The sequence below is a fragment of the Rhodococcus sp. BH5 genome (assembly GCF_027583855.1).
In the GTDB taxonomy this organism is placed as follows: domain Bacteria; phylum Actinomycetota; class Actinomycetes; order Mycobacteriales; family Mycobacteriaceae; genus Rhodococcus_F; species Rhodococcus_F qingshengii.
In genome coordinates, this window is sequence record NZ_JAJHVW010000001.1 from 453,577 (window position 1) to 467,215 (window position 13,639).

Annotated in this window: 10 protein-coding genes; 4 read left to right on the forward strand and 6 right to left on the reverse strand. The window is 63.1% G+C overall.

The window, feature by feature from the left end:
* Nucleotides 1–59: 59 nt before the first annotated feature.
* Both RhoBH5_RS01990 and RhoBH5_RS01995 read right to left on the reverse strand, forming a co-directional pair.
* On the reverse strand, nt 60–1,631 hold the full coding sequence (locus RhoBH5_RS01990; RefSeq protein ID WP_270007901.1) for a GMC oxidoreductase: 1,572 nt from the start codon (nt 1,629–1,631) through the stop codon (nt 60–62).
* A gap of 102 nt (nt 1,632–1,733) precedes the next feature.
* On the reverse strand, nt 1,734–2,285 hold the full coding sequence (locus tag RhoBH5_RS01995; RefSeq protein WP_270007902.1) for a TetR/AcrR family transcriptional regulator: 552 nt from the start codon (nt 2,283–2,285) through the stop codon (nt 1,734–1,736).
* Between the two features lie 124 nt (nt 2,286–2,409).
* Here RhoBH5_RS01995 and RhoBH5_RS02000 point away from each other — a divergent pair, with 124 nt between their 5' ends.
* Nucleotides 2,410–3,426: an iron-siderophore ABC transporter substrate-binding protein gene (locus RhoBH5_RS02000; RefSeq protein ID WP_054188508.1), complete on the forward strand. Its 1,017-nt coding sequence runs from the start codon at nt 2,410–2,412 to the stop codon at nt 3,424–3,426.
* Nucleotides 3,427–3,775: 349 nt separating this feature from the next.
* Nucleotides 3,776–5,218, forward strand: a complete 1,443-nt coding sequence (locus tag RhoBH5_RS02005; protein ID WP_007732869.1) for a sugar porter family MFS transporter — start codon at nt 3,776–3,778, stop codon at nt 5,216–5,218.
* 97 nt (nt 5,219–5,315) lie between these two features.
* Here the strand turns inward: RhoBH5_RS02005 and dxs are convergent, their stop codons facing one another.
* Nucleotides 5,316–7,262 (reverse strand): 1-deoxy-D-xylulose-5-phosphate synthase, encoded by a 1,947-nt coding sequence (gene dxs / locus RhoBH5_RS02010; protein ID WP_007732868.1) that lies wholly within the window; start codon nt 7,260–7,262, stop codon nt 5,316–5,318.
* Nucleotides 7,263–7,514: 252 nt separating this feature from the next.
* On the opposite strand from dxs, the gene glsA reads away from it, so the two are divergent.
* Together glsA and RhoBH5_RS02020 are read left to right on the forward strand one after the other, a co-directional pair.
* A complete protein-coding gene (gene glsA, locus RhoBH5_RS02015; RefSeq protein ID WP_047269337.1) occupies nt 7,515–9,341 on the forward strand; it encodes a glutaminase A in 1,827 nt (608 codons plus the stop codon).
* Nucleotides 9,342–9,350: 9 nt separating this feature from the next.
* A complete protein-coding gene (locus tag RhoBH5_RS02020; protein WP_003942616.1) occupies nt 9,351–10,016 on the forward strand; it encodes an SIMPL domain-containing protein in 666 nt (221 codons plus the stop codon).
* Nucleotides 10,017–10,067: 51 nt separating this feature from the next.
* On the opposite strand, the gene RhoBH5_RS02025 is transcribed toward RhoBH5_RS02020, so the two are convergent.
* The 3 genes from RhoBH5_RS02025 to RhoBH5_RS02035 form a co-directional block, all read right to left on the reverse strand.
* Nucleotides 10,068–11,714 carry an MDR family MFS transporter gene (locus RhoBH5_RS02025; protein ID WP_007732863.1) on the reverse strand — a complete coding sequence of 549 codons (1,647 nt, stop codon included), beginning with the start codon at nt 11,712–11,714 and terminating at the stop codon, nt 10,068–10,070.
* 5 nt (nt 11,715–11,719) lie between these two features.
* Nucleotides 11,720–12,208: a MarR family winged helix-turn-helix transcriptional regulator gene (locus RhoBH5_RS02030; RefSeq protein ID WP_003942624.1), complete on the reverse strand. Its 489-nt coding sequence runs from the start codon at nt 12,206–12,208 to the stop codon at nt 11,720–11,722.
* A gap of 154 nt (nt 12,209–12,362) precedes the next feature.
* On the reverse strand, nt 12,363–13,631 hold the full coding sequence (locus RhoBH5_RS02035; RefSeq protein WP_270007903.1) for a class I SAM-dependent RNA methyltransferase: 1,269 nt from the start codon (nt 13,629–13,631) through the stop codon (nt 12,363–12,365).
* Nucleotides 13,632–13,639: the final 8 nt, after the last annotated feature.

Consider the following 13,639-nt stretch of genomic DNA (forward strand, 5'->3'; position numbering starts at 1 on the left):
CGATCGACCCGTCACGGACGGCGTGCCCTCGGGTACGCCGTCCGTGGCGTTCTGCAGGCTCAGAATAGGGTTCCCACATCGTCTTTCACGATGTTCTCGAGCGCACGCTCCGCGACGGCGGCGATAGTCATCGACGGATTGCACGCAGCGGAGTTTCCCGGCAGCAGAGCGCCGTCGAGCACGTACAACCCCCGCTGGCCCAGAACCCGCCCATCAAGGTCGCACACCGAGTTCATGCAGGCACCGCCGAGGGGATGCCACGTGGACGGCAGTATCGCGTTCGTATCGGTGAGCAGTCCTCCTGCCGCGATCTGCTGGGCCGCAGGTCCGATGTGGCCTTGCTGGATCGCAGAGTCGCCATCACTCGGCCAACGGAGCACCGCCTCACCCCGCGCCGAGTCGTACACGAACCGACCTCGGTCGCGGCTCACACCGAATCCGACCATCACCGTGCTGTGAGCGTCGAACGCAACGGGCGGGAACGACGCCTGAATGACGGTGAACGCGTTATGCGGGTCGTCCCAGTTCCGGCTGCCGTAGACGACCGGCCCGCCCTGCGTCGCGCCGAAATTCTCGGCGAGATCCGACCAGATGTAGATCCGATCGGCATTGGTCCCCCACCCTGCGCCGAGCTCGTCCGGCAGATCCGTGATCCGCCCCGTTGCCGCGGCGCGGACCAGGAGTTTGGTGGTGTTCATGCTGCCGGCAGCCATGACGAGCGCATCCGTCGTCAAGATCTTGTTCTCGAGAATCTTGCCGGAAATGTCGGTCCGGTCCACGTACACGCGCCACCGTCCGTCGGCGGACCGCTCGACATCGGTGACCTGGTGCAGAGTCTCCACATTCACCAATCCGGTCGCTTCCGCAGCCGCAATGTAGGTGACATCCACCGAATGTTTGCCACCGTTGTTGACACCGAGCGCGCCGTCACCGTTGGTGTAAGACGGCTTCATCTCACCCCTCAGTTCGGCCAACGCGAAGTTCCAGTCGATCGGCATCGGAATCTTCGACACGGGTAGACCGGAACGCGTTGCGTTACGCGCGAATACACGTGCCGCCTCGTAGTTCGGGCTGGAAATCAGTTCGTCTGGTGCAGTTTCCACTTGCAGCATCCGCGCCACCCGCGGGTAATGGACGCGGCCCATTCGTGCGTAATCGAGCTCCTCCGGAAAGTGCGTGTTGAAGACCGCTTCTTCCGGTTGCAGCGTCATCCCTTGGTACACAAGCGATCCGCCGCCCACACCGGCTGCGCAGATCGCGGTCATGTTCTCACCGGTCACCGTCTCCAACAAACCCGCGTATGGCTCGAAGATCGCCGGCCTGCCGAACAGAGTCGGGTTGGACTGATGCCAGAGGATGCACTTGTCCGGGCTGGCGGGGTGCGGGAAAGTTTCGGCATTCGGCCCGGTCTGCCACCGAATCCCTCTCTCCAGCAAAGTGACCGGAACCCCCGCCTCGGCCAGGCGAAGTGCCGTCACCCCGCCGCCGAACCCCGATCCGATAACCACGACACGGTGCACTTCACGTGTCAGCGGAATCCCTGTTGCAGCCCTGGCAGTGCGTGGCGCCATCATCGCGACTCCCACGGCGGCCGTACCGGCCAAGAACGATCTACGTTTCACTCCGGACATGACTGGTGCTCCCTCGAAGAATGTCGCCAGAGAATTCCGGGCACGCCAAAACTAGACACTCTGACGCTCGAGTGTCAAGGTTTTGGCGGAGCAGGCAAGGAACTACGAGGTCGACCGGATTGCGGGCCCGAGCCACCTCGAGAGAAAGGCCCGTAAGGAGTCGTCGGAATGTACGAGGTCACTGTCGAATGCAACAACCGAAAGCCCCAGTCGCACGGCAATTTCCACTATCTCATCCAACTCCGCCTCGGTGGCGAGGCCACGTTCGACCATAGGGGTGAGCATCTGACCAGCGAAAGGTATTGCTCGACTCATCATTTCGAGATCGAAGACAGGGTTTCCCCGCTCGGCGAGGAGCAGAGTCGCGAGCACCGGGTGAGCACGCACGGCAGTTCGCGCGGCAACGATGAATTCGACGACGTAATTACACGCCGTGTCGACCGACTCCACCTGTGCCGTGATCTCCCCGAGAACCTCGACAGCGAGACCGCCCATCGCCTGGGAGACGACCTCCTCACGTGTGCCGAAAATCGAGTACACCGTCTGGCGCGAGACACCGGCCGCGGTGGCAACTGCGGCAATGTTCACAGCCTCGAATCCGCCACCTTCGATCAGTCCGAGGGCGGCGCCGAGAATCTTCTGCTGTGATCGCACGAGGAAAGTATTGCCCACCGAAACGGTGCACTGAGAAACGCGGTCCAGATCCGACTCCCACCTGCATAAACGGCACAATCGGTTTCGTTTGGCTGCCGAAATTCAGTAGGTTAGGCTGCCCTTCATGAAAACTTCTGTTCGGGGCTTCACTGCCCTCGGTGCGGCTGCAATCGCGGTCACCGCACTTGTCTCGTGCTCCTCGGATTCAGGCACATCCACGCCATCCCAAGGTACGGGCGGATTCCCCGTCAGCATCGAGAACACCTTCGGCACCACGACCATCGACTCGAAGCCCGAGCGCCTCGTCACCCTCGGATGGAACGCGCAGGACATCCTGTACGCACTCGATCTGACTCCGGTCGGACAGCCCAAGTACACCTACGGCGCGGACGACAACGGCGTCATGCCCTGGGCGCAGGACTACTTCGACGCGGACAAGACAACGCTCTTCGACATGCCGGCCAGCGGAGAACCGCCGATCGAGTCCATCGCGTCGTTGACCCCCGACGTCATCCTCGCGCCGTACGAGGGCTTCGAGGAATCCGTCTACAACCAACTGAGCAAGATCGCACCGACGGCCGCCTACCCCGGCGCGGCCTGGCAGACATCCTGGCAGGACCAGACCCGCATCGTCGGCAAGGCAGTCGGCAAGAGCGAAGAGGCCGACAAGCTCGTCGACGGCCTCGACGCGACTCTCGCCGATACCGCCACAGCCCACCCGGAGTTCGCCGGAAAGACATTGGCAGTGGTCAACTTCGACACCGATTCGAGCAACATCAACGTCTATCTGCCCACTGATCCGCGGGTCCAGGTGCTGACCGAACTCGGGTTCGTCAACGCACCGGGCGTCGAGAAGCTAGCCGCGGAAAATGCAGGTGGATCGTTCTTCAAGACGATCTCCTACGAGAACATCGCCGACATCGACGCCGATGTGATCGTCGGCTTCACCGACGGCTCCGGTGATCCGTCCGGCATACCCGCAGTCGGTGGACTCGGCGCGGTCAAGCGTGGATCCACCGCATTCCTCAGCGACACCCGGGTCATCGGCGGACTGAGCAACGTCAACGTCCTGAGCACGCCGTGGGTCCTCGGCCAGATCACACCGACGTTGAGCGAAGCCGCAAAGCGCGCCTCGGCCTAGAAACGAGATTTCCCGACAACCCTCTCCGGCGTGATCCGTATCGAACGGCTCGCCGGAGAGGCGGGTGACCCGGAAATTCATGGCGAAGGATCTCGAAGACATCGCAGCAAAAGCCGAGCGTCTCTCGGGCGAGTAAAGCGCCCTCACCTGCACTTACCATATTGTTTGCATACTAACTGCAATCAATACGACATTACTGTGTCAAGCTGATTCTCTGCGGGAATGGACTCAGCTGGGTAACGGCGCGTGAGTCCCCGCCAAATCTGTCCCGGTGGGCGTAGCGTGCAGAGTGCTCGCGGATGGATCGGCGCATCGGGGTGTCGACCGTAGGGCCTTTGAGGGGGCAGGAATGGCATTCAGCGGAACCGCCTCCGGCGGAGGATCAGGCGCTACTCGCGCCGACGTCGGACATGCAGTGCTCTTCGCCGGCGCCGCCGCGCTCGGCGGTTTTCTGTTCGGATACGACACCGCCGTCATCAACGGGGCGGTCGGTGCGATCCGAGACAAGTACGACATCGGCGCCTCGGGCACCGGGCTCACGGTCTCACTGACTCTGCTCGGCGCAGCACTCGGCGCCTGGATCGCAGGCACACTCGCCGACCGACTCGGCCGCATCCGCGTCATGCAGATAGCCGCGGTGTTGTTCATCATCGGCGCCGTAGGCTCCGCAATTCCGTTCAGCGTCTACGACCTCACGTTCTGGCGCGTGGTCGGCGGCCTGGCAGTGGGTTTCGCGTCAGTCATCGCCCCGGCCTACATCGCGGAGATCTCTCCCGCCGCGATTCGCGGACGTCTCGGCTCGATGTACCAGCTGGCTATCGTTCTCGGAATCGCCGTGTCGCAGTTGGTCAACTACGCCCTCCAGGCCGCGGCCGGTGGTGATCGCAATCAGATCGCAGGCCTCGAAGCCTGGCAGTGGATGCTGATGCTCGAGGCGGTTCCCGCAGTCCTGTACCTGATCATGACAACCACGATTCCCGAGTCTCCACGGTTCCTCGTGGCGCAGGGCAAGGACGATCGTGCTCGCAAGATCATCTCCGATCTCGAAGGTGGAGATCACGACGCCGTCACCGAACGCATGAACGAGATCCGCGAATCTCTGACGGAGAAGCAAGCCAAGACCACAGTCCGCCAACTCTTCTCGAAGCGGCTCGGGGTCTCCCATCTGGTGTGGGTCGGTATTGCACTCGCCGCATTGCAGCAGTTGGTCGGTATCAACGTGATCTTCTACTACTCGAGCACCCTCTGGCAGGCGGTCGGATTCGGCGCCGACCGGTCCCTGCTGATCAGCGTCGTGAGCGCCTTGGTCAACATCGTCGGTACGTTCGTCGCCATCGCCGTCATCGACCGGGTCGGTCGAAAGCCGTTGTTGCTGGTCGGTTCCGCCGGTATGGCCATCTCACTGGGCACCGCAGCGTTCTGTTTCCATTCGGCAACAGTGACCAAGAACGAGATCGGCGAATCCGTGGCCACACTGACCGGAGCCAATGCCACTATCGCTCTTATCGGGGCGAACGCATTCGTGTTCTTCTTCGCCTTGTCCTGGGGCCCGGTCGTCTGGGTGTTGATCTCCGAAATGTTCCCCAACCGCGTGCGTGCTGCAGCAGTCGGAATTGCGACCGCCACCAACTGGGTCGCGAACTTCCTGGTGTCCTGGACGTTCCCGGCACTGGCCGATTGGAATCTGTCGTACACCTACGCCGGCTACGCCGTCATGGCAGTGTTGTCGCTGTTCGTCGTCCTGAGGTTCGTGAAGGAAACGCGAGGCAGCACACTCGAATCCGTCCAGTAGCGAACTCTCACGATTTCACCGAAAGCGGTGGCCCTCGGATTGATCCGTGGGCCACCGCTTTTCGAGATCGTAGTGAAGATTATCGTGAGACGAGCTGTCAGCCTTGCGCGACTTCACCTTGAGCCGACGCCGAGGACGCGTCTTCCTGGACGTGGACGCCGACGCTACCCATCCCCGCCACCCAGCCGGTGATCTTGCGGGAGAGGTCCTGAGCCGTGAGTCCGAGTTCCTTGTGGATGGCTTCGCGGCTGGCGTGATCGAGGAACTGCTGGGGAACGCCCATGTCGCGGCACGACGTGTGCACTCCGGCTGCCCGCATCGCGGCCGAGACCGTCGAACCGATGCCGCCGTGCAGACCACCGTCTTCGATGGTGACCACGAGGGCGTACTTGTCCGCCATCTTCACCAGCGAATCCGCGACCGGCAGAACCCACCGCGGATCGACGACGGCAACCGAGATGCCCTGCTTGTCGAGCCGCTCGGCAATCTCGAGTGCCAGGGATGCAAACGGGCCCACCGCGACGAGGAGCACGTCGCCGCGCTCACCCTCGCTGGACTTGAGAACGTCGACCATTCCGTCGAGTCGCTTCACGGCCGGAATCGCTTCGGGTACAGCGCCCTTCGGGAAACGAACGACGGTTGGGCCGTCGTCGACGAGAAGCGCCTCGTCCAGCTCTTCCCGCAGTGTGTCTGCGTCACGCGGTGCCGCGACGCGGATCCCCGGGATGATCCCGAGCAGCGAAAGATCCCAGACGCCGTTGTGGCTGGCGCCGTCGACTCCGGTGACCCCGGCGCGGTCGAGCACGACTGTCACCGGTTGTTTGAGCAGTGCGACGTCCATCAACAACTGGTCGAAAGCCCGATTGAGGAAGGTCGAGTAGATAGCTACGACGGGGTGAAGTCCGCCCAGTGCAAGACCGGCGGCCGAGGTCATCGCATGCTGCTCGGCGATACCGACGTCGAAGATCCGATCGGGGAACTTCTCACCGAAGGCCGCGAGGCCGGTGGGCCCGGCCATCGCCGCGGTGATGGCGACGATGTCCTCACGACGCGAAGCCTGCTCGATCAACGCGGCCGAGAAGACCGACGTCCAGTCCGGCGCGGACGACTTGGTGCCGCGACCGGTGACGGGATCGATGACACCGGTGGCATGCATCTGGTCGGCCACGTCGTTCTCGGCGTGTGCGTAACCGTTGCCCTTACGCGTGACGGCATGCACGATGACCGGTCCGCCGTAGGCCTTTGCCCGGCGCAATGCCGATTCCATGGCGGCTTCGTCGTGTCCGTCCACCGGTCCGAGATACTTGATACCCAGATCGGTGAACATGACCTGAGGGCTGACCGCGTCTTTGAGACCCGCCTTCATTCCGTGCAGGACGGAGTACGCGGTGCGCCCCACCCAGGGCAGTCTCTTGACCATGCGTCGGCCACTGTCGAGGGCGCGCTCGTAACTCGGCGCAGTGCGCAGTGCCGAGAGATGGTCGGCGAGTCCGCCGATGGTCGGTGCGTACGAGCGACCGTTGTCGTTGACGACGATCACCACCGAACGGTCCTTGCCTGCCGCGATGTTGTTGAGAGCTTCCCAACACATTCCGCCGGTCAGCGCGCCGTCACCGACGACGGCAACTACGTGGCGATTCTGACCCGTCAGCGCGAAGGCCTTCGCGAGGCCGTCGGCATAGGACAACGCGGCGGAAGCGTGAGAGGACTCGACCCAGTCGTGTTCGCTCTCGGCGCGGCACGGATACCCGGACAGTCCACCCTGCTTACGCAGAGTGTCGAACTGATCCTGACGACCGGTGAGGATCTTGTGTACATAGGCCTGATGGCCCGTGTCGAAGATGATCGCGTCCTGCGGCGAGTCGAAAATTCGGTGCAGTGCGAGGGTCAACTCCACGACGCCCAAGTTGGGCCCGAGGTGACCACCGGTCGCAGCGACCTTCAGCACGAGGAACTCACGAATCTCGTCGGCCAACTCCGTCATCTCGGCGTGGCTCAACTGACGTAGATCGTCAGGACCCTGAATGCGGGCAAGAACACCCAACGAGATCGCTCCCTCCGTGCTTCACAGCTGCACCGGTGCGCGCCGCGGCTGTCTTCGCGACAGTGCTGCCAGTCTACGGAGCGTTCCGGCGAACCGACACGCGGACTCGGCCCGATTCCGGTGTGACTTCGCGTAACAGCGAAATCCCGCGGATCGCTCGTGATCGCAATCACAGACAAATGGGATCCGTCGCGATCGACTCGGCAACTCTTCTTCCACAAAACGACCGCCATGTCAGCTTAAGGTCGACGTATGGGAACTGTGGTCGACGACCTGATAACGCGAGTGTTCGACGAAGTCCGATCACTCGACGAAGGCGAGTTGGCCGACTACATCCCCGAACTCGCGGCGGTCGCCCCCGATTCGTTCGGAATCTGCATCGCCACCGTAGACGGTTACGTCTACGAGATCGGTGACTCGCGAATCCCGTTCACCATTCAGTCGATCTCGAAGCCCTTCACCTACGCCTTGGCTCTCGCCGATCGAGGAAGCGAGGCGGTTGCCGCGAAAATCGACGTCGAACCATCCGGCGAGCCGTTCAACGAAATCAGCCTCGACCCGCTCACCGAACGGCCACGAAACCCCATGATCAATGCCGGGGCGATCACCGCTGCATCACTGGTTGCCGGACCGAATCCCGAGGCCCGCTTCGAGCGCATCCGCTCGGCGTACTCGCGATACGCAGGCCGCGAGCTGACCTTCAACGAAGCCGTCTACACCTCCGAGGCCCGCACCGGTCACCGCAACCGTGCGATCGGCCACATGCTGCGATCCTTCGACGTCATCACCGGCAATCCCGACGAGGCCGTCGACCTGTACTTCCGTCAGTGTTCGATCGACGTGACCTGCCGTGATCTGAGTCTGATGGCTGCGACGATGGCGAACAACGGCGTCAATCCGCTCACCCACGAGCGTGCGCTGGCACCCGCAGGCGTCGAACAGGTCCTCAGTGTCATGGCAACCTGCGGGATGTACGACGGCGCCGGCAAGTGGCTGGTGGAGGTCGGATTGCCGGCCAAGAGCGGCGTCGGCGGCGGAGTGCTGGCGGTTCTGCCGGGCCAGATCGGCATCGCCGTGTACTCCCCCAGGCTCGACGTTCACGGCAACAGTGTTCGCGGAGTTGCGTCTGCCCGCGCGCTGTCGAAGGAACTCGAACTGCACTTCCTCCACGTGACGCGGGCGTCACGCTCGTCGATCCGGGCCAGATACAGCGTCATCGAAGCACCGTCGCGAGTACGACGCACCCCGACCGAACAAGCCGTGCTCGACGACGTCGGCAAGCGCAGCCGGGTCTACGAACTGCACGGCGATCTCCTCTTCACCGGTGCCGAATCGGCGGTCCGCGAAATCGGCTCGGTGGACGAGGGCCTCGAAGTTGTCGTCATCGACGTCCGCCGCGTCGACGACGCCAGCGACGTCGCAGTACGCATGATCACCGCGCTGCAGGTTCAACTGGCCGAGCAGGCTTGTGCGGTGGCCGTCGTCGATCCGCAAGGACTGCTGGGACAACGAAGTTCGAGCATCGACCCCGCCAGAAGAAGTGGTCGGGTTTTTGCCGATCTCGATTCCGCCATGCAGTGGTGCGAAGACACGCTGCTTGCGGTGCATTGTGAGGCCGATCGGCAGGCGTCGACGATCTCGATCGAGGACCACCCAGTTCTCGATGCTCTGTCCGCGGCACAGATCGAGGGATTCTCGGCAGAGTTGGAGACGCGAACCTATGCCCGCGGCGAGAAGATCGCCCGCCGAGGTGAATCGGCGTCTGGCTTCTACCTGATTCTCAGTGGCCAGGTCAGCACCATGTTCACCGACGCGCACGGGGTCGAGCACCGCATCACGACGCTCTCCGCCGGAATGACGTTCGGCGAGATGACGATGTTCCTCGACACTCCGTTCCTCAACGACATCCGCGCCGATTCCACGGTCACCGTGGCCGTGCTGACTCCGGAGCGATATGCAGAACTGACCGCACAGGCACCCGAGTTGAAACTTGCGCTTCTCGAACGACTGGCTGCGGGCGCCTACGAGCAATTGGACCTGATGTTGCGGAGTGTCATATCCGCCGGACGAATCGGATAGGAACCACACGTGCCCACCACCGCCTTCACCTCGGAGCCGTCCACTGTCACGGTGACCGGAACTGCCACTGCAACAGCTGTTCCCGACATCGTGCGATTGACGATCGGAGTATCGGTGACACAGACGGCCGTTTCCGACGCATTCGACGCCGTCGCGCGTCTGTCCACTGCGCTGACCGAGACCCTGCACGCGCGCGGTGTGCGCGGAGCGGACCTCACCACCGCCGGGCTGAGCGTCCATCCGCAGACTCAGTGGAGCGACGGAGGCCGCCAGGAGACAACAGGATTCACGGCATCGACAACTTTCCGAGTCGTACTGCGAGAGCTGGAGCCGGAAGCGGCGAACTCCCCCGCTGCCGTCATCGCGGCATGTGTATCGGTGGGTGGCGACGCGATTCGGCTCGACGGACTGGAGTTCGATCTCGACGACCGCAGCGATCTGGCGACAAGAGCACGCGAATTGGCCTGGACGGCAGCCGAATCGAAGGCCAGACAGTTCGCAGACCTGGCAGACAAAGATCTGGTCGAAGTCCTCGAGGTGCTCGAGGACTTCGACCAGATCGTGCCGATGCGCGGACGTGTCGCGGCGATGAAAGCGGATTCGGCCCCGATAGCCGTCGAACGCGGAGAGATCGAAGAATCGATCTCGGTCCGCGTTCGATGGGCTATGGCGTGACAACAGTAATTCAGAAGACGCGGCCGGCAGTAGACCAGCCGGGCTTGCGGATCAGCGAGTGAGGTTCTTCTCCTCGTTCTTCTCTTCGCGTTCTTCTTCGAACTTCTGCTCGGCGTCGGGGGTTGCCATGTCGATGGTGGTGCGCAACGGACGGTTCGGGATGAAGATGACCGACACGAGCGTGACCACGGCGACGACCGCTGCGACCAGGAAGATCCGTCCTGTTGCGTCGCCGTAGGCGAACCGAACGATCTGCGAGACGAAGTCAGGCATATTGCTCAGGTCGAGGCCGTCCTGGAGGCTCTTGCCAGCTACTGCCTGCTGCTCGGGCGGCAAGGTGGAGACCGAATCGACTGTCAGTGTCTTGACGCGGGTCGCAAGAATCGAACCGAGCACCGACACGCCGATCGCGCCGCCGAAGGTGCGGAAGAACGCCACGATACTGCTGGCCGCGCCGATGTTCTCGACGCTGACCGTGTTCTGCACGGCGAGCACGATGTTCTGCATCAGCATGCCGGTACCGAGACCCACGATGGCGATGAAGATTCCGATGGTCCAGAGGCTGGTTGCGTGGTCGATCGTCGACAGCAGCCCGAAACCGACCAGCAGCAGAACTGCGCCGGCGACGATGAAGGGCTTCCACTGACCGAACTTGGTGATCAGCTGGCCCGAGCCGACCGAGGCGACGAGCATGCCTGCGACCATCGGAATGGTGAGCAATCCGGCTTCGGTGGGATCGAATCCGCGTGCGGTCTGGAAGTACTGCGTCAGGAACGTCGTCGCGCCGAAGAGGCCGACACCAACTGCGATCGAGGCGATGATCGCGAGAGCCGTGGTGCGCTCGGTGATGATCTTGATCGGCAGGATCGGATCCTTGACCTTGGATTCGACGAACATCGTCAGGCCGAGCAGGGCCAGACCACCGATGACGAAGAAGGCCGACTCCTTCGAGAACCAGGCGTAGTAGTCGTCCTGACCGGCAAACGAAACCCAGATCAGTAGGACGCTGACACCGGCGGTGAGCAAGGTGGCGCCCATCCAGTCGATGGAGACGTTGTCCTTCTTCACGGTCTCGACGTGCAGTGTGCGCTGAAGCAGGAACAATGCGATGACTGCCAGCGGAACACATACGTAGAAGCACCAGCGCCAGCCGGCAGTGTCCACGAGGACGCCGCCGAGGATCGGTCCACCGGACATCGAGACGGCCATGGCCGCACCCATGTATCCGGAGTAGCGACCGCGATCTCGCGGCGGGATGATCGTGCCGATGATGGCTACGACGAGAGCGGTCAGACCGCCCATACCGATGCCCTGGATGACACGCGCACCGAGCAGCAACGGAACGTTGTGCGCCGCGCCGGCGATGACCGAGCCGATCACGAAGATGACGATCGCGGTCTGGACCAGGACCTTCTTGTTGTAAAGGTCGGCAAGCTTGCCCCAGATCGGCGTCGACGCCGCGGTGGCGAGCAACGCTGTCGTGATGATCCAGGCGTACTGCGTCTGAGTTCCGTGCAGTTCACCGATGATCGTGGGAAGCGCTGTGGAAACGATGGTGCTGCTGAGCAGCGCGGTGAACAGCGCTGCGATGAGTCCGGTGAGTGCTTCGAGAATTTCGCGGTGAGTCATCGCGCCCGCTTCGCGAGCCGATCCGTCACCTCCGGTACTTGCCCGGGTTTCTCCTACTGTTGCTGCCATGTGCCTTATCTCCCAATACTTTCTACGCCCGTGTGCGGAACTGCCGGTGAGGCCTGCCGATTCGATGCGCCGAACGTCTCGTTGAGACGTTGCAGCGATGTCACTGCGGCCATGGCCTCTTCCTGGCTCCAGTCTTCGAGCATGTTGCGCAAACGCGCCGCACGCCGCTGCGTGGTTCTCCGTAAAACGTCGTGTCCCTCTTCCGATACTCGGATGCGGAACGCCCGCTTGTCAGCCGGATCGGGATTTCTCTCGACATACCCAGCGTCGACCAGATCCGACATTTGTCGGCTGAGCGACGACTGACTGACACACAGATCGACGGCCAATTCGTTCTGTCGGCACTCCCCACGCGCTGCCAGCATGAACAACACACTGACCAGCGCAGGCGGCAGCAGGCTGTCTGCACCGGTGGTGACCGCGGCTCGCAGCGATCTGCCGAACATGAAGATCGTGTCGACGAGCGCTTGGGCCGTCTCCGGCTGTACCGACATTGCCTACCCCTGAATTCGAGTGGCCCGAACGAGCCGTGACTTGAAAACGGAAAACTACTTGCAGAACGAAACTATACGATTAGTTGCGTAATGCAAGCAACTGTTGTGAACGCGAGAAGCGTCACACCGTTTCAGGGAAAGATTTCGGGACGTCTCAGCGTTCGAGGAGCGCGATGCACTCCATGTGGTGAGTCTGGGGGAACGCGTCGAACGCCCGGAGGCCACCGATTCCGAAGCCCTGCTCCAGGTAGAGGCCGATATCGCGACCGAACGACGCCGGGTCGCACCCGATGTGGACTATCCGCTCAGCGCCCGTTGCGGCGAGAGCTTCCACGACCTGACGGCCGGCCCCCGCACGTGGCGGGTCGAGCACGACGACAGCAGGCGAACGCTCCAGATCCGCGATGATGTTCTCGACGCGGGCGCTGTGGAAGCGCACCTGACCGAGATCGGACAGCGCTGCCTGCCCGTCCGCGACTGCACGCGCCGAAGATTCGACGGACTCCACCACGCCGGACGGCCCGACAAGCTCGGCGAGCACAGCTGCGAACACGCCGACACCGCCGTAGAGATCCCAGGCCGTGTCCGCGGTAGCGGCTCCGGCCCAATCACCGACCACTCGTGAGTAAGTGGCCGCCGCGCCGCGATGGGCCTGCCAGAAACCGGTCGCGGCAAGCGCCCATTCTCGATTGCCGACGCGCTCGATCACTGTGTCCGATCCGATGGCAACTCGGGTCTTTCGTGGGCCGCCGCTTGCCGCTCGGCGTGCCATCGCGCCGCGTCGCCCGGGCGTCCGCCGTCCCGTCTTGGACACTGCGGGTGCCGCGATTTCCACGACGTGCCGCTCGCCCGCAGCGTCGAGAACGACCTGCAGCTCGCTACCTGGCGCCCACTGCGCACCGCCGAGACCGTCGTACGCGCTCTGATCGATCTGGGTGCACCGCAGGTCTGTGACGATCCGGTTGCTGCGGTACGCGTGGTATCCGGCGACACCGTGCCCGTCCACCGCCAACCGGACTCGCGTGCGCCAACCCGTTCCGCCTCCGGTTCCGGGCAGTTCCTCTACCTCGACGTCCGATTCGACACGAGCGAGTCGCAGAAGCTGCTCCCGCACGACCGAGGTCTTCATCTCACGTTGGACGCTCAGATCCGCATGCGAGTAGTCGCAGCAGCCCGCCCCGCCCGGGCCGGAGATCGGGCATGTCGGATCGATCCGATGCGGAGAAGCGTCGAGAACGGTGATCGCGTCGGCGCGGCAGAACGATCCGCCCTTGTCCTCGGTCACCCGGACCAGCGCCCGCTCCCCCGGCAAACCGTGACGGACGAACACGACCCGCCCCTCGTGCCGGGCGACGACGAACCCGCCGTGACCGGGGTTGCCCAGATCGACCTCGAAGGTCTGTCCGGTCCAATTCTCACTCAACGAACTAC